A 16,248-nucleotide genomic window follows, 5' to 3' on the forward strand; every position below is an offset into this window, starting at 1 on the left:
ACCCGAGCGGATGCGTGCCTGGCAAGTAGTCGCTCCCGGGCCGATGAGCACCCGCCCGCTGCGCCCGGCCGAGCTGCCCGTGCCCCGGCCAGGGCCGGGCCAGGTTCGGGTCCACGTCGACGCCTGCGGAGTCTGCCGTACCGATCTGCACCTCGCCGAGGGTGATCTCCCGCCGCACCGACCGCGCACCGTGCCCGGACATGAGGTCGTCGGACGGGTCGACGCGGTTGGCGAGGGGGTGAGCGGCGTGCGCACCGGGGACCGGCTGGGCATCGCCTGGCTGGCCTCGACCGACGGGACCTGCGGGTACTGTCGGCGCGGAGCGGAGAACCTCTGCCCGGCCTCGACCTACACCGGATGGGATGTCGACGGCGGATACGCCGAGTACGCCTGCGTGCGCGCCGACTATGCCTACCGGCTGCCCGACGGCTACAGCGATGCGGAGCTTGCCCCGCTGCTGTGCGCCGGCATCGTCGGCTACCGGGCGCTGCGCCGGGCGGAGCTGCCGCCCGGCGGGAGGCTCGGCATCTACGGGTTCGGCGCGTCCGCCCATCTCGCCGCCCAGGTGGCGATCGCACAGGGCGCCACCGTCCACGTGATGACGCGCTCGGCGCGGGCCCGCGAGCTTGCTCTGGAACTCGGCGCCGCCTCGGCGGGCGAGGCGTATGCCGCACCGCCCGAGCCGCTGGACGCGGCCGTGCTCTTCGCCCCGGTGGGTGACCTGGTGCCGGTGGCGCTCGCCGCGCTCGACCGTGGCGGCACGCTGTCCATCGCGGGCATCCACCTCAGCGACATCCCGCCGCTCGTTTACTCCGACCATCTGTTCCAGGAACGGTCCGTACGCAGCACGACCGCCAACACTCGCGCCGACGGTGAGGAGTTCCTGGCGATCGCCGCCGAGCACCGGCTCGCGGTGACCGTGTCGCCCTACCCGCTGTCCGCGGCCGACCGGGCCCTCGCCGACCTCGCCGCCGACCGGGTCACCGGCGCGGCCGTGCTGCTGCCCTGACCGTTTTGCCTGTCCTGTCGGTGCCGGGCCTTCCTGCCGATGCCGGCCCTTCCGGATCTGGTTCGTAGATCCGGAAGGGCCCGGGATCCGGAAGGGCCCGGAGGTTTGGCGACCTTGCCGGGGGATGCGCGCTGAGCTTCCGCGTTCAGTCGCCGYGGGTCGCGAGTCGGCGCAGGAGCAGGGTGCCCGCGGTGGTCAGTACGGCGGCCGTCGCAATCTCGCGCGGCAGGCGGTGTCGGGCCTCGTTCTGGATCGCTTCGTGGAAACKGTCGAACCGGCTCGGCCAGGGACTCACCCCGACGAAGTACCGGCCCACCTTGTCGGTGTCCGGTAGGCAGGCACCGGTCATGCCGGCGAGGACGGCGAGTCGGCGCCCGGCGGGGGCGGACGCCGTCAACAAGGCCATGGCCGCGAGTCCCGCCACGCCGTCCTTGCGTGCGATCGGCAACCATTCCGGCTCGGTGTTCGGACCCGTTCCCCAGTGGGGCAACRCGTCCATGACCAGGTGTGAGACGAAGCCGGCGGCGAGGGCGGACACCGGGTGCCGGATCGCCATGCCCACGAAAGCGCCCGCCCCGACATGTGAACTGATGATCATGCTTCAGGACCTCCTGGTGGCAGACGGACGGCAGAGCGTTCGCCGGGTACCCCCTACCCTGACGTCCCGATTGGAGGATGCGTACCGCGGGGTGATGGTGGGGCCTTCCGGTGGTCACCATCAGTGGTCGCCCGGTGGTCTCCGTGTTTGGGGGCGCGGGTACCACCGCTCCCGGGATCGGATCCGGGTGTCCGATGCTCGCGCGAAGGTGCGCGCGGACGCCGTCCCACCTTTCTCTGGATGCTCTTGCTGCCGCCCGTCTCGATGCGTTCGTCGATGCTCCGGCCGATTCCCACGCCGACGCGCGAGCCGACGAATTCGTCGAATGCCCGCGCAGATGCTCGGGCGAATGCGCATCATGGGTAGATCGGCGCGCCTCGTAGCATCTGGGCGCGTAGCGGAGCGACTCGGCGGCAATCCATGGATGAAGGGCTGCTGTAGCGTGAAGGAGATAACTCAGAGTGATCAATTTTGAGGTTTGGGTGGCGTTGGTGCGGGAAGCTACCGGGATGTCCTCCGGTGAGGATGGCGGTTCGCCGGGCGGTCCGGGGCACCGCGGCGGCGTGGGTCCGGGGCACCGCGGCGCTGGAGACCTGAGCGGTGTGGATGGATAGGCGCGTCCGTGATCTACGCATGTGCCACCTACCAGCCGTCTGCGACCTGGCCACGCCGGTGCCGTCGGGGGTGGTCGTCTCCGTCGCGTGGCGGCTGGAAGGGGCCGGGCGGATCATCGGCGGCATGGTGCCCCGCGGCCATCCGGGGGCTGGCCCGCAGGGTAAACGGGTCCTGCACGGTGAGGGGATCTGGGCGGCCGAGATGTATCCGCGGGACCGGGAGATCGCGGCGGAGGCCGACCTCGTCGAGCCGGGTTCGGCGGCCCGGCCGGTCCGGCTGGTGGTGCACGGCTCCGACCGGGACATCATCGGCTATCTGGATCAGCCCTGCCTGCCKGCCACCCGACTCGCCCGGCTCACGACCGGGCTGCGCCGGGACGCCCGTCAGGTCAGGGTCCGGGCGGCCGGGCGGGTCTGGTGGCTACGGGCGACGAACGTCTTCGGAGTACAGGTCGTCCGGGATCCCGAGGTACGGATCTACCGCACCAGAGGATTACACGCCGTGTTCAGTGCCGAGGCCGACCACCTTGACGTCAGCGTGGTCCTGCTGGCCCTGGCCTCGATTCCCAGCTCGGCTTATGCCCCCATCCTGGGGTTCTAGCGGCTGCAGYGGCCCCGGCGGACCCGGTGGCGGACCGGCGGACCCGGTGGCGGACCGGTGGAGCCGGGTGGCTTCGGGGTGGGACCGGGTGACAGCAGGCCGGGGTGTCAGGCGCTGACGACGCGGCGTCCCTCGAAGGCGCGTCCCAGGGTCACTTCGTCCGCCCATTCGAGGTCACCGCCCATGGGCAGGCCGCTGGCGAGGCGGGTGACCTTCAGGCCCATCGGAGCGATCTGCCGGGCCAGGTAGGATGCGGTGACCTCACCCTCGGTATTCGGATCGGTGGCGAGGATCAGTTCGGTCACCGTGCCGTCCGCCAGGCRGGCGACGAGTTCCCGGATGTGCAGGTCGTCGGGACCGACACCGCCGATGGGATTGATCGCGCCCCCGAGCACGTGGTACCGCCCCCGGAACTCGCGGGTGCGTTCGATCGCCACGACGTCCTTGGGTTCCTCGACCACACAGATCGAGCTCGGATCGCGGCGGGGATCGGAGCAGATCCGACACAGTTCCGACTGCGCCACGTTGAAGCAACTCCGACAGAACTGGACCTTCTCCTTGACCTCGGTCAGGGCGGTGGCCAGCCTGCGGACGTCCACGGGGTCGGCGGCCAGCAGATGAAACGCGATCCGCTGGGCACTTTTGGGACCGATGCCGGGCAGCCGCCCGAGCTCGTCGATCAGATCCTGGACGATGCCCTCGTACACCGGTGCCGCCGGTTGTCAGCCGAGCCCGGGAAGGCCCGGGCCACCCGGAGGGGGGCCTCCGAGGCCGCCACCGGACAGCAGGCCACCGAGTCCACCGAGTCCACCGAGTCCACCGAGTCCGTCGGCGCCACCCGGACCTGCCGGGYCGCCCGCGCCGAGGCCACCGGTGATCGCGTCCATCCGGTCGGCGGCGAGCTTGTGGGCATTCGTGGTCGCGTCACGGACCGCCGCGAGGATCAGATCCGCGAGCGTCTCAGTGTCCTCGGGGTCGACCGCCTCGGGGCTGATCGTCAGATCGACCAGTTCCCCGCCGCCGTTGACGGTGGCGCGGACCAGGCCGCCGCCGGCCGTCCCGTCCACCCGGGCGGTGGCGAGGTCCTCCTGGGTGGCGAGGATCGCGGCCTGCATCTTCTGCGCCTGTTCGAAGAGCTGCCCCAGCGCCCCGCCCCCGGCGGAGGCCCCACTCCCGGCGCGGTTCTGTGGGTTAGACATGTCGATGAGCCTACGTCTCCTTCAACCGGACGAGATCTGTTCCTTCAGCCGGACGAGATCAGCCGGACGAGATCTGTTCGATGATCGTGGCACCCAGTCCGCTCCGTAGCAGGGACACGGCGGCCTCCTCGCCCCCGCGGGCCCCGCCGGGACCGGACGGGACGGCCTCGTCGTCGAGGGACGGCTCGTCCTCGCGCCGCGGACCCGGCTCCTCCCCGGCGGGAGGTGCGCTGGCAGCGGCGGCGACCCCGTTCGCCGGTCCGGGCGACGAGCCGTCCCGGCCCGTGGCGGACCAGGGCCTGTCGCCCTCGGGGCCGGGGCCGCCCTCGGGGCCGGGGCCCGGGCCGGTGGAACCGTGCCCGGCGCCGTGGGAGTCGCCGTGTTCGCGGGGGTCGCCGTGTTCGCGGGGGTCGCCGTGTTCGCGGGGGTCGCCGTAGCCGTCCGGGCCGCGGCCGGGGTCTGTCGTGCCGCCTTCGGTTCCGTCGGTGGAGCCGCCGTAGCCGTTCCCGGTGTCGGGGGACAACCCCGCCGGTCCGCGCATCTGGCCGGGCATGGCTCGGGGGGATCCCGGCGAGACGGCGCGGTTCTCGGCGCCGACGGGCGGATCCAGCCGCGGGCCCCAGGAGGGGCCGGAGGATTGTCCTGCCGGGCCGGCGGCCCGTGCCGGCGCCGGTGCTGGTGCCGGTGAGCGGGATGCTCCCGCCTGGCCGGTGGGCCCGGGGGCTCCGCCCGAGCCGGCGAACCCCGAGGCCTTGGAGGGACCGGGCGGGCCGGAGTAGCCACCGCCGCCCGGACCGGGACCCGCTGCGGGCCGCCCGCTGCCGCGACCAGATCCGCCCGCGGGAGCGACGGTGACCCGCCAGGTCCCGCCGAGTCTCTCCGCCAGCACCGTACAGAACAGCTCGGCGTTGTTCCCCTGCCCGAACATCCGGCCCATCGTCGGGGTGGCGAAGGCCAGCACGACCTCGTCGCCCCGAACGTCGGCAACGGTCGCGTGATCCTTCAGGATCGCATGCGTCTTCCGGCTGTGGCGGCCGGCGAGCGCGAGAAGCTCGTCCCACAGCATCCGCAGGCCGGCGGCGTCGATCCGCCCGGTCCCGGGCGTGCCGGCCGTGCCCGGAACACCTGCCGGGCCCGAGGGGCGATCACCCGACGTGAACGCGGGACCCGGCGAACCAGGCTGGGGGCCCGCCGCCGGTCGAGACACCGGTCCGGTCCGAGCGGATGCCCGGACTGCCAGCGGCATGGGCTCCGGGTCCGCGGCGGGCGGGTGGACCGGCGCGGGAGCCCGGCCGACCGGCAGCGGGGCCGGGGGGCCCGGCTCCGGTTCTTCCCCGCCGAGCACGGCCCGCCGTTCCAGCCGCTCCAACCGGGTGAGCAGCRCGGCCGGGTCGGTCGACGCCGTGGGCAGCAACGCACGGGCCATGATCAGTTCCAGTATCAGCCGTGGGCTCGCCGTCCCCCGCATCTCGACCAGGCCGTTGTGCAGGACGTCCGCCGTCCGGGRCAGCTCGGCGGGGCCCATCCGGGTGGTCTGCGCCCGCATCCGGTCGATCTGGTCGGGGGAGAAGGATTCCAGCAGGCCGCGGGCGTCCGCGTCCGGAACGGCCGCCATCACGATCAGGTCGCGGAACCGGTCGAGGAGATCGGTCGCGAACCGGCGCGGGTCGTGACCGGCGGAGACGACCTTGTCGACCACGGTGAACAGGGCCGCGCCGTCGCGGTCGGCCAGCGCGTCGACGGTCTCGTCCAGCAAGACGCCGTYGGTCATGCCGAGCAGCGCCACCGCCCGGTCGTAGCGCAGGCCGTCGTCGTCCGYGCCGGCCAGCAGCTGGTCGAGAACGGACAGCGAGTCGCGAACCGATCCGGCGCCCGCCCGCACGATCAGCGGCAACACGGCTGGATCGACGACGACCCCCTCCCGGGCGCAGACCGACGCCAGATGTTCGCGCAGCACGCCCGGCGGAACCAGCCGGAAGGCATAGTGGTGCGTCCGGGACCGGATGGTCGGGATGACCTTGTCCGGTTCGGTGGTGGCGAAGACGAACTTGAGGTACGGCGGGGGCTCCTCGACGACCTTCAGCAGCGCGTTGAACGCCGCCGCGGTCACCATGTGCGCCTCGTCCACCACGAAGACCTTGAACCGGGCCGACGCAGGGGCGAAGAACGCCCGCTCGCGCAGGTCMCGGGCGTCGTCAACGAGACCGTGCGACGCGGCGTCGATCTCCGTGACGTCCATCGAGGCGCCCGTCCGGATGCCCACGCACTCGTCGCACACCCCGCAGGGTTCAGGGGTCGGGCCCTGGACGCAGTTCAGCGAGGCGGCGAGGATCCGGGCGGAGGAGGTCTTGCCGCAGCCCCGGGGGCCGCTGAAGAGATAGGCGTGGTGCAGCCGACCGGTGCGCAGGGCCTTGCGCAGCGCGTCGGTCACGTGCTCCTGGCCGACGACCTGAGCGAACGTCGCGGGACGGTAGCGGTTGTACAACGCTGTGCTCACTGACCTGCTCCGCGTGCTCGACGAGACGATCGGCGAAACGAGAGGACCCCCCGCACACCCGCCAGAGCCCGCTTACCCTTGCTGCCTTCCGGCCCTGGGGGGGTTCACGAGGGTAACGCCGCACGAGGGGTCTGCTGTGCAGTCTAGCCCGTGATGGACGATCATGAATTCCGAGGTCTGCCGGGCGGCACGGCGGCAGGCCCGGCGCCCGGCCCCGCAACGATCAGATAGTCTCATCCACGGAGGATTCGCCTAGTGGCCTAGGGCGCACGCTTGGAAAGCGTGTTGGKGGCAACCCCTCGCGAGTTCGAATCTCGCATCCTCCGCCGTTTCGCTGTATTCCGGCAATTATGATCAAGGCTCCTGACCTGGGCGGATTCCGGGTCGGACACAGGGTCACCATCCTCCGATGATCGTTGTGAGAGTCCCGTGAGAGTCCGGCGTGTGCGGGGCACCGCGGTAGCCACCGCCTCGGCGGCCCGCTGGCCGGACGACCGCATCAGGTGGACGTAGAGGTTGCCGGTGATCGCGGTGGAGCTGTGCCCGTGCCGCTTGGACACCAGCGTGATGTCGACACCGTTGCATGTGAGCGTCCAATGGTGCTCTCATGCCGCCTTGCCTCTCGGCGAGGCGCCCCGAGTCTGATCGGCCGAAGCCGCGCTCGGTTCCCGCTTCTTAGCCACCTGCCCGCTTGCGCGGGTCTTACGGTCGTCTCCACGGGCGTTTACCGTCTCCGACGCACTGGCGGCGACGAGGTTGTSCAGGTTGATTGCGGCGTTGTGGTCGCGGTCGAGTACCAGTCCGCAGGACTGGCAGGTGAACGTGCGCTCGGACAGCGTCCGCAGGCGCGCCCCGCGCGGCGATCGCGGAGGGAGGCCGGTGGTCTCCAACGTCGACCGCGCTCGACCGGTACACCCGGCAGACCGACCTCCGCAGGAACCACCCGCTCCGCAACGTGGCGATCCGACCTGCCCCTGCACGACGTCCAGGACGCCGCCGGCCACGCCKACCCGCGCACCACTCAGCGGTACAACCGCGCCCGGCACCCCGCCTACGCCCTCGCTGGACACCGCGCCGGCTGACGGTCACCGCTGCCGTGACACTCTCTGAGCTCGCGGTGCTGGATATGCCSGTCCGTAGGCTCTGAGGAGGGCTTCCCGCTCCGCCGGAGTCGCGCCGCGAAGCACCACGATCAGCCCCAGCAGCCAGACACCGCGGTACAGCGCCTCGGGTACCGCGGTCATCAGAACGATCAGAAACACGGGGTTCCTCCCTTTAGCCAGACCACTCCCTTGTGGAGCGGACCGACCGAGGGCGACCCACATCCGTTCATATCGACGATCATCCGGCTACGGCAAATTATTGATCTTGAAACATCAAGATCTATGATCTTCTATTGATTGACCCGCTATGTGACTGAGATCACGCGATTGGGGGCCGGGGCTGCGGGTTCCGGGCCGGATTCCGGTTCGGGACGGAGCGGCGAATACGCCTTCCCGTCCGTGTCCATCGCAGCGAACACGTTGACCTTGTGACGGATCAGCCCGGCGCGGGCGTACAGGTCATCCATGGCTGTTGCCTTCCTGGAGGATCGCGATCAGGCGCGCTAGGTCATCGCGGGACATGTGCTTACGGAGAGCGGCAGCGACCGCGGTAGGCGAGGAGACGACGATCCGCGGGTGCCGCCAGCCCATTTCCCGCGCGGCGGCATTTGCGGACATCTGGCCACCGACGACCCTCGCGGCCAGATCTGCGGCCTCGGGATCCGTTACTGCATCTGCGCGTCGCACACCGACGCCGTGACGCTGCCCGCCCGCTATGGGCAGAACGGGCGCCGCCGCGGTCCCTATGGCCGCGGAGCACGCGGTAGGCATGCAGAAAGGCGCGGCTCAGACGTTCGTTCCGGACGTCAGTGCCGGGCGTTGCGCTGCCGCGACCGGTTCGCCGAGTTCCCGGACCGCCGGCATCGTTCCCCAGCGGGCATCCAGGGTGCGCCAGGTCTTCGCGGCTGGTCCGACGACCCACGAAGTCCGCTGGTCTCCGACCGCCTCCAACGCACTGCGCGTCGCAGCGGTGGCCCGTTCCGGGTCCGGTTCGGCCCGGTGCAGGTAGCTGCGGGCGAGGGCGTTGTAGGAGCCGCCGAGGTTCGCCGACCGGCCGCTTCCGAGGTAGGCGTCGACGGCGCGCTGCGCGAACTTCTCGGAGGCCGGGTCCCGCAGGGTGGCGAGGATCGCCGCTGTCTGAGCCACGGCCTGGCCTTCATCGATGCGGACCTCACCGGGCATGACGGGTCCGTTCCACAGGTGGTCCCACATGTCGTCTAGCGCGGCTCGCGCGGTCGACTCGTCGCCCCCGCGGGCGGCGGACCGCGATTCGCAGGCGGCCAGCATGGGCCGCGCGTAGGGGTGCGCGTCACGGCGCCGCTCCGCGGCCACGCTCCGCGCGCGATGCGGATCATTCCGGAAGTAGGCGAACGAGCTGTCCGACCGCGGCGACGCAGTCGGACAGGAGCCGGTCGCCGGCTTCCTGGGCGTGCTGACCGGCAAGATCGAGATAGGTGTCGGAATCCTCCTGCGCGCCGAGGTCGTTGGCGGTCAACGCGAGATAGATCGCGTACTGGCCGGCGCGGAGGTCCAACGTGGTCCGGGTCTTCCCTCGCACCCGGCGATCGAGCATCTGCTCGACGGCCATCCACTCCCGTTCGGCTTCGGCGGCGAGCTCGGCCGGCGGGGTGACGATGTAGGCGCGGGCGATGCGGTTGATGTTCGCCTCGATCTCCCGCAGCGTCGGGGGGCGATGGCGGCGGCGGCCGCGATCCGTCCGGAGATCTGGGCGGCAACGGCAGCGGCTCCGAGCAGGCCGACTGTTCGGCCAGGACGTCGAGCACCGCGAGGCCCTGAACCTCAGCGACGAGCAGGTGAAGATCCTCACCGAGGAGTGCACCCGCTACCAGGGCACCGCCGACACCAACGTCCGCCAGATGGCGCGGACCGTCGCGCTCGTCCACCACCTCCTGTACGGCGGCACGCTGCCCGCGACCGAGCAGATGGAGGAGATCGACCGCCAGCTCGTCCAGTGGGCGGCGCTCGCGCTCGAACTCGCCCGCGCCCAGGTCGCCGGCACCTACCACGGGATGAAGGCCCTCACCCCCGACCAGCTCACGCAGCGCGCCGCCCTCCACCAGGGCGGCGAGCTCCATCCCCCGCGAGCCCTCACCGCCCACTGATCCCCACCGCATCCACCCGCAAGGAGAACAAGTGACCACCACCCTTGCCCCACCGCCGATCGACCGGCTGTCGCTGGAGCTCACCGGCYGCTGCCAGCTTTCCTGTTCCCACTGCTACGCCGACTCGGGCCCGGCCGGCGGGCACGGGCCGATGACCGCGGCCGACTGGGCGGAGGTCATCGACGCTGCCGCCGAGCTCGGGGTCCGCCTGGTGTCGATGATCGGCGGTGAGCCGACGTTGCACCCGGCGCTGCCCGAGTTTGTCGGCCGGGCGCTCGACACCGGCATGACGGTGGAGATCTTCACCAATCTGGTCCGGATCCCGGATGGCCTCTGGCCGACACTGACGCGGCCTGGGGTACGGATGTCCACCAGCTACTACACCGCGGGGCGGCGCCGTCGAGGTGCACCGGGGGCGGATGTGGCGGGGCATGGCGGAGCAGCGCCAGTTCCTGCTCGACGCGTCCCGCGGCCGATATGTGCTCTACCTCGACGACGATGTGCTCTGCGAGCCGGCCCTCGTGGACCGGCTGCTCGCCRCCATCCGCATCCTGCGCTGCGGCTTCGTCGGCACCCCACCGCAGGGGCTGAGCCACGTCACGGACGTGCGGCCGCACGAGCAGAAACCCTTCGAGACCGTTACCGACGCCGCGGACGTCCGGCCGGAGCGGGTGCGCAAGGGCACTCCCGGCTGGGAACGCTGGCGGTTGCACAACGCGGCGAACCTCACCCACATCACCRCCGACCTCGCCCGTCGCGGCCGGCTGCCGGCGGGCGGCTGCCACGACCGCACTGAGGCTCCGCCGGTGCAAAAGTCACGGCTAGTGACCTGCGCCGGGTCGACCGGTGCCGCCGTGGGACGCCGTGGGCCGTGGCCCGCAGGCCGCGGGAGACCACGTTGTGCTGGGTGTTTCCGCTTCCGGCGGGCGGCCGCCCCGGCTAGCGTCCAGCGAGTGTGCAGTCGGACCGGCAGACGGGGCATGATCATGGAAGACGGGGCGTGACCATGGACGATGACCCGTTTCTCGACTGCCCACGGACGGATCATGGTCATGGGAGGCGGGCGACATCCCGAAGCGCAGGTGCGGCATGGGCGACGAGTCCGATCGACGGCGGTTCCTCCGGCTGGCGGCGGGGGCATCCCTGCCACCCGGGCTGTTCATGGTCCGGAGCGGGCGAGTGATCCCGAGAGTGATCGCGTCCGAGGACGTCCTGAACCACATCGACGTCCGCATCGAGCAGATCACCGGGGCGTACGAGCGGACTCCGATCGGCGCGACGAGCGTGTACCTACGCCGGCATCTGCCGGCCGTCCGCTCCCTGCTCGCCGAGGGCGGGCACCCGACCGCCGTCGACGCCCGCCTGCACCGCGCCGCCGGCCGCCTGGCCGCCCTGTGGGCCACCACCCGCCACGACCTCGGTGATATCCCCGGGSCGACGGCCGCGTTCGCCGAGGCGTTCGGCCACGCCGAGGAGGCGCGGGACCGGACACTTCAGTGCTGGGTTCGGCTGTGGCAGAGCTCCCTGGCCCGCAAGTCCGGCCGCCTGACCTCCGCCCTCGCGCTGGCCCGCGCCGCCACGTCCCACGTCGGTGCGGGCTCGCCGGCCGCCAGCCGCGCCGCGGCGATAGAGGCCCGTACCCTGGGCGCGCTCGGTGAACGGGCGGGCGTGCACGAAGCGATCAATCGTGCCTGGCGCATCCAGGGGACGCTGAGTCGCGCGCAGTCGGGTAACCCCGGGTTCTCGATCGACACCCTGCACATGCTGACGCTCGCCGAACTGTCCGCGGCAGCGTACGTCGAACTCGGCCAGCCGGACGCGGCATCGGTCTATACCGACGCCTCGGTGCACCATCTCGATGTCGCCGGGGCGACCGGCCTGCGGTCGATGGCGAGGATCGCCGCGGCTACAGCGGCCCTGTACCGCCACCACGTCGACGAGGCTGAAGCGCTCGTCACCGAGGCACTGGACATCTCCGAGCACCGGCCGAACGCCGTGATGGTCACGCGGACCCACCGGTTCCTCGCGGACGCCCGGCGGATCGCCGGGCGGCGCCAGGGCACGAACAACATCGCCGAACGCCTCGACACCTGGACGTTGCCGTCGTTGCCGTCGTTGCCGAGGTAGCCGTCGTTGCCGAGGTAGCCGCCGGTGCCGCCGGCGGTCACCCCGCGCAGGTGTCCTGGTAGGGCAGGCCGGGAATGTGGAAGCTCCACGCCGACCGGTCGAGCCCGCCCTGGGCCTCGTGGCAGGCGTACTCGACGACGCCGTTGCGGCGGAACGCGTCGACCGCGGCGAGCCGCCACAGCCGGACGGTGCCATCGTTGCCGCCGGAGGCCAGCGTCCCGCCGTCCGGGGAAAACGCCAGCGACAGGACGGAGCGGGTGTGCCCGGTCAGCGGCTGCCCGATCTGCCGCGGCGGGGTGACGCTGGTATCCCAGAGCCATACCCTCCGGCCAGATCCGACCGCGGCCAGGACCTGCCCGTGCGGGGAGAAGGCCACGGCCCGGACCGGTCCGGGGTCGGCGAGAAGGATGCTGGGCGGCCGGGGCCGATCCGGGGCGGTGACATCYGCCAGCATGATTGATCCGTCCTGGCCGGTGGCTCTGAGGCGCCCGTCCGGGGAGAACGCATCCCACGGCGTGGGGAGGGCCGCGGCGGCGTTCACACGCCCCCGCAATTGTGGCCGGTCTGGGTCGGTGACGTCCCACCGCAGCACCGTCCCGTCGACGCCGGTCGCGTCGAGGTTCCGGCTGTCCGGCGAGAACGTCACCGACGTGATCCCGCTGTGCTGGCCGGTGAGGGGCGGGTCGATCCGACGATGTTGACCCTCCGTCACATCCCACAGCACGACCGTTGCGTTCGCGCCGCCGACGGCCAGGATGCGTCCATCCGGGGAAAACGCCACCGAGGTGACGGGATCGCCGCGGCTGGCGAGTGGGTTCGGGTCCTCGGCGAGGGTTTGCAGCAGGTTCGCCCGGCTGTCGGCGCCCCTGTCGGCCTTACCGCCGGCCTCACCACTGGCGGCCTCACCACTGGCGGCCTTACCGCCGGCCGCACCACCGGTACCGGGGTCGATGTCCTCGGCGGCGATGGCGAGTCGTAACGCGCGCACCTGGTCCGTCGCCCGCGCGGCGTCGGCGTCGGCGAGCAGGGTGTGAGTGATCAGGGCGTGCCGCGCCCGTTCGGTGGTGCGCTGCGCCCGTTCCGCGGTGCGCTGCGCCTGCCGGGCGGTGAGGGACTGCCAGGTGGCGACCGCGGCCCCGACGACGGTGAAGACGAGGAGCACGGAAAGGACAGCGATGACCTGCTGGCGGCGTTGACGTTCGTGACGTTCCCGGCGGCGGGCCGCCTCGACGCGCGTACGTTCCTGGCGACGGGCTTCCTCGATCCGCTGGTCGCACGCGTCAATGAACCTCCGCCCGGCCGGTTTGAGATGGACCACCGGCTCCTCACCGGCGCGGAAACGCTCATARGACTGCCACAGCGTCGTGATGGCGGTGGTCAGCCGGTCCTCGTCCCAGAGCGGGCCGTCGTTGTGCTCCCACTCGGCGGCGGCACGCTCGACCTTGCCCTCACTGAGCAGGGCGGCTTCCCGTTCCCGGATGACGGCATCCAGTGGCTTCCAGGCGGTCAGCAACGCCTCGTGGACGACCCCGACGGCGGTCCCCAGGCTGTCGCTGGGGGTGGACAGCAGCCATTGGTTCACGAAGACCTGGAAGGTTCTCCGCAACGCGTCGGACGGCAGGTCCTTGAGGTCGATGCGTCGGCGGGTCCGCCGACCGGCCTCGTCGAGCGTGGCGAGCTCGGCCATGCCGACCAGGATCTCCTCCCGGCCCAGCCCGCTCGTCTCCACGGCGTCGTCGAGGACGGCGTCGGCGCGGCGGGCCAGCGCCCCCCGCACGCCACCCAGCTCGTGGTACCGGTCCATCGACAGGGTGCCGCCGCGGGTCTGGTCCTTGGCCAGCTCATGGAGCGTGAACGCCAGCAGCGGCAGCGCCTCGCCGTCCTCGGTGTCCKCGACCATCCTGGCGACCAGCTCCGGCTCCACGTGCAGGCCGGCTACCCGGGCCGGCTCGGTGATGACGACCGGCAGCATGTCCCGGGCCAGCGGGCGGAGGGGGAAGACGTGCAGGTTGACCCCGCCCTGTTCGGGGGGGCCGCTCAGTTCGGGCAGGGCGAAGACCTGGTCCTGGAACTCGGAGCGAAGCGCCATGACCACCCGCACGGGACCGGTGACCCCATGCCGCAACAGGGTCGCCAACCGGGCCCGTTCCTCTTCGTCCGATCGGGTGAACAGCTCCTCGCCCTGATCGATGATCAGTAGCAGCAGGCTGTCCCGCACCGGGCCGGAGCCGGCCGTCAGAAGTTCCTCGGCCAGCCCCATCAGGGCCAGGTCGTCCTCCCTGAGCTGCCGGTCGATGTCGGTGACCGCCCACTGCTGGCCGACACGCCTCGCAGCCTGGGTCAGGGTGTGGGCGAGCTTGCGGACCGGGTCCCGGCCCGGCCAGAAGGGGTCGGCCACCTCCCAGCCGGGCTCGCCCGCCAGCTGGGCCGGCAGGCCGGCGGTGACCAGCGACGACTTGCCGCATCCGGAGGCGCCGACCACCAGTAGCAGACGCTGTTCACCGAGGGAGCGTAGCCGGTGGGTGAGTCGCCGCAGCTCGTTGCCGCGCCCGTAGAACACCTTGGCCATGTCCCGGGTGAACGGCCGCAGACCCGGGAACGGGGACCGGTCGTCCGCCCAGCCCAGCCCGCCGCCGGCCTCGACGCGCCGCAGCCCAATGTTCAGGTTGTCGGCCCACCCCGGATTCTCGTGCAGGTGAACGTGCTGCCGGTCCTCCAGAAGCGGGGAGGTGACCGTCGGCTCCACGCGCAGCGGCAGCAGYAGGCTGCCGACCTCGTAGGCGATTCCCAGTTCGTAGGCGCACCACGGGGAGGCGTTGTAGGCGTTGGTGATGACACAGACCACGGCGTCGGCGGCTCGCAGCTCGCGGTGCAACCGATCCTTCCACATGTCGCCGGGCTGGACGCCCACCCGGATGTTTTGAGCGAGGAACACCCGGTGGCCAAGAAGGGTCAGCGTCTGATGCACTCTGTCGGCCAGCTCCGCGTCGGAGCCCGCATGGCTGACGAAGACTCGTGCCACCATCGCCCCCAGGACTCGCCGCATTTGCCGCGCACATTCTCGCGGACATTCTATGCGCCGCTTGTCCTACCTCCGGCAGGCGGCATGGATACTCGTCGGCGCCCGGTCGCAACCGGTCCCGTCGGCGCCCTGGAACGATCCCGCCGCATCGCCGCGAGATATCACCAGAAGGGCCGGGACGGCAACCTCGTCGCGTCGAAAAAATGTACTTTACCCGTTATCAAATTTCCGGTGTACGGAAAGTAAAGGGGGAATGGCTGGATGGTTGTGGCTGCCCCCTTTTGCGCTGTTYCCGTGCCTCCGGCACGTTTCTTACTGCAACGATCACACGATTAACGATCGTACGGTTATTGTGTGGTTATTGCACAGAGATTGCTTGTTTATTGGGGTGGCGTTGAATCGGGTCCGCCGAACGTGGACCGTCCACTGGTTCCCGGGCCCGATGTGGCTCCTCTGGTACGTGGATCGGCGGTGAGGTGGCCTGATCGGCACGGACAGCCGGCCCGGTCCGCGCCGATCGGTTGCGAACCCCGTGCGGGGGGATGGTGGTGTCCGTACCATCCACGCACGCCATTCTCACCGACGATCTGGATCTCACCGACGATCCGGGCGAGTTGGGCGGCGCCAGGGATGTCGTCGAGCTGGGAGGCCTCCGATGATGACCGTCGCACAGTCCCATGTCCGGCTCTCCCGCGCCGCCGGGTGGCGCAGGCCCGACGACGTGGTCGTGGTCGCCCGGCCGACCCGATGGGGCAATCCCTTCGACCAGCGCGAGTGGGGGCGGTCCGCGGCGGTAGAGCTGTACGCGGCGTGGATGACCGGCAGTGGGCCGGATGTCCGGTACGACCGGTCCGGTCGCCGCTACTCGCGGTCGGAGCGGCTCGCCGAGTTGCCCGACCTGGCTGGTAAGCGGTTGGCCTGCTGGTGCCCGCCGGGCGAGCCCTGCCATGCCGACATCCTCGCAGCCCTTGTCGCCGAACGGGTGCGATGAGGGCGACTGTGAAAGCACCGTCCAAACGCCGGGCCGCGTGAAGATTGCCCCGCGATACGACACGTGTCCATCGTGCTGTCGTAGGACGCGTCGGCTTGTCCGGCGGTCCGGTCGCACGCCTGGGACCACTTCATGGCATGCTCGGTTTCGATGGCATGAGGATGTGTCAGCCGTTCGTCCCCCGGGACGGCGGGTCTGGGCACCTTCCGCGGCGTCCATGGGGTATATGGATGGACGCCCGGGCATGTCGTCCCGTAGGCCGGGTCCTCATCGTGGAGGTTTGTTGTGAAGCGTGTCGGAGCGATTGTTCTGTTGGTTGCCCTGGTTGGTGGCGGGTTCCTCTTCCGTCGTCAGCGCGGCAAGC

General features: G+C 71.0%; 13 protein-coding genes, 1 tRNA gene, 1 other RNA gene and 2 pseudogenes. 8 read left to right on the plus strand and 9 right to left on the minus strand.

Annotated features, from left to right (window positions below):
- Positions 1 to 10: 10 nt before the first annotated feature.
- On the plus strand, positions 11 to 1,009 hold the full coding sequence (locus CcI156_RS08485) for a zinc-dependent alcohol dehydrogenase family protein (RefSeq protein ID WP_011434731.1): 999 nt from the start codon (positions 11 to 13) through the stop codon (positions 1,007 to 1,009).
- A gap of 145 nt (positions 1,010 to 1,154) precedes the next feature.
- Here the strand turns inward: CcI156_RS08485 and CcI156_RS08490 are convergent, their stop codons facing one another.
- Positions 1,155 to 1,607, minus strand: coding sequence for a hypothetical protein (locus CcI156_RS08490; protein ID WP_076805187.1), 453 nt, complete (start codon positions 1,605 to 1,607; stop codon positions 1,155 to 1,157).
- 606 nt (positions 1,608 to 2,213) lie between these two features.
- Here CcI156_RS08490 and CcI156_RS08495 point away from each other — a divergent pair.
- Positions 2,214 to 2,822, plus strand: coding sequence for a hypothetical protein (locus tag CcI156_RS08495; protein WP_023840124.1), 609 nt, complete (start codon positions 2,214 to 2,216; stop codon positions 2,820 to 2,822).
- Positions 2,823 to 2,929: 107 nt separating this feature from the next.
- Here CcI156_RS08495 and recR read toward each other — a convergent pair whose 3' ends face one another.
- From recR to ffs, 4 genes are all read right to left on the minus strand, one after another.
- A complete protein-coding gene (recR, locus tag CcI156_RS08500) occupies positions 2,930 to 3,529 on the minus strand; it encodes a recombination mediator RecR (RefSeq protein ID WP_076805190.1) in 600 nt (199 codons plus the stop codon).
- A gap of 15 nt (positions 3,530 to 3,544) precedes the next feature.
- Entirely contained in the window at positions 3,545 to 4,021 is a 477-nt protein-coding gene (locus tag CcI156_RS08505) for a YbaB/EbfC family nucleoid-associated protein (protein WP_076805193.1), read from the minus strand.
- 58 nt (positions 4,022 to 4,079) lie between these two features.
- Positions 4,080 to 6,518, minus strand: coding sequence for a DNA polymerase III subunit gamma and tau (locus CcI156_RS08510; protein ID WP_076805195.1), 2,439 nt, complete (start codon positions 6,516 to 6,518; stop codon positions 4,080 to 4,082).
- Between the two features lie 38 nt (positions 6,519 to 6,556).
- Positions 6,557 to 6,653, minus strand: an RNA gene (ffs, locus tag CcI156_RS08515) — signal recognition particle sRNA small type.
- Between the two features lie 106 nt (positions 6,654 to 6,759).
- Here ffs and CcI156_RS08520 point away from each other — a divergent pair.
- Positions 6,760 to 6,844 (plus strand) — tRNA-Ser (locus tag CcI156_RS08520).
- A gap of 279 nt (positions 6,845 to 7,123) precedes the next feature.
- On the opposite strand, the pseudogene CcI156_RS08530 reads toward CcI156_RS08520, so the two are convergent.
- The 3 genes and pseudogenes from CcI156_RS08530 to CcI156_RS25560 all read right to left on the minus strand — a co-directional run.
- A pseudogene (locus CcI156_RS08530) lies at positions 7,124 to 7,357 on the minus strand (zinc ribbon domain-containing protein); the annotation flags it as partial.
- 1,050 nt (positions 7,358 to 8,407) lie between these two features.
- Positions 8,408 to 8,953, minus strand: coding sequence for a hypothetical protein (locus tag CcI156_RS25555; protein WP_023840119.1), 546 nt, complete (start codon positions 8,951 to 8,953; stop codon positions 8,408 to 8,410).
- 19 nt (positions 8,954 to 8,972) lie between these two features.
- On the minus strand, positions 8,973 to 9,209 hold the full coding sequence (locus CcI156_RS25560) for a hypothetical protein (RefSeq protein WP_023840118.1): 237 nt from the start codon (positions 9,207 to 9,209) through the stop codon (positions 8,973 to 8,975).
- 61 nt (positions 9,210 to 9,270) lie between these two features.
- On the opposite strand from CcI156_RS25560, the gene CcI156_RS08545 reads away from it, so the two are divergent.
- From CcI156_RS08545 to CcI156_RS08555, 4 genes and pseudogenes are all read left to right on the plus strand, one after another.
- Entirely contained in the window at positions 9,271 to 9,744 is a 474-nt protein-coding gene (locus CcI156_RS08545; RefSeq protein ID WP_011434739.1) for a hypothetical protein, read from the plus strand.
- A gap of 31 nt (positions 9,745 to 9,775) precedes the next feature.
- A pseudogene (locus CcI156_RS26755) lies at positions 9,776 to 10,009 on the plus strand (radical SAM protein); the annotation flags it as partial.
- A gap of 154 nt (positions 10,010 to 10,163) precedes the next feature.
- On the plus strand, positions 10,164 to 10,748 hold the full coding sequence (locus tag CcI156_RS24665) for a glycosyltransferase (RefSeq protein ID WP_139341451.1): 585 nt from the start codon (positions 10,164 to 10,166) through the stop codon (positions 10,746 to 10,748).
- A gap of 85 nt (positions 10,749 to 10,833) precedes the next feature.
- Positions 10,834 to 11,871 (plus strand): hypothetical protein, encoded by a 1,038-nt coding sequence (locus CcI156_RS08555; RefSeq protein WP_076805199.1) that lies wholly within the window; start codon positions 10,834 to 10,836, stop codon positions 11,869 to 11,871.
- A gap of 37 nt (positions 11,872 to 11,908) precedes the next feature.
- Here CcI156_RS08555 and CcI156_RS08560 read toward each other — a convergent pair whose 3' ends face one another.
- Complete coding sequence (locus CcI156_RS08560; RefSeq protein WP_254847331.1) at positions 11,909 to 14,917, minus strand: TIR domain-containing protein; 3,009 nt, start codon at positions 14,915 to 14,917, stop codon at positions 11,909 to 11,911.
- Between the two features lie 631 nt (positions 14,918 to 15,548).
- On the opposite strand from CcI156_RS08560, the gene CcI156_RS08565 reads away from it, so the two are divergent.
- A complete protein-coding gene (locus tag CcI156_RS08565; RefSeq protein ID WP_023840114.1) occupies positions 15,549 to 15,884 on the plus strand; it encodes a DUF4326 domain-containing protein in 336 nt (111 codons plus the stop codon).
- Positions 15,885 to 16,248: the final 364 nt, after the last annotated feature.

The sequence above is a fragment of the Frankia sp. CcI156 genome (assembly GCF_001983015.1).
In the GTDB taxonomy this organism is placed as follows: domain Bacteria; phylum Actinomycetota; class Actinomycetes; order Frankiales; family Frankiaceae; genus Frankia; species Frankia casuarinae.

Bases quoted from the DNA above. Each gene is read 5' to 3' on its own strand.
- CcI156_RS08485 (WP_011434731.1), top strand. From the start codon at position 11: ATGCGTGCCTGGCAAGTAGTCGCTCCCGGGCCGATGAGCACCCGCCCG.
- CcI156_RS25560 (WP_023840118.1), bottom strand. From the start codon at position 9,209: ATGGCCGTCGAGCAGATGCTCGATCGCCGGGTGCGAGGGAAGACCCGG.
- CcI156_RS08545 (WP_011434739.1), top strand. From the start codon at position 9,271: ATGCGGTTGATGTTCGCCTCGATCTCCCGCAGCGTCGGGGGGCGATGG.
- CcI156_RS08565 (WP_023840114.1), top strand. From the start codon at position 15,549: ATGATGACCGTCGCACAGTCCCATGTCCGGCTCTCCCGCGCCGCCGGG.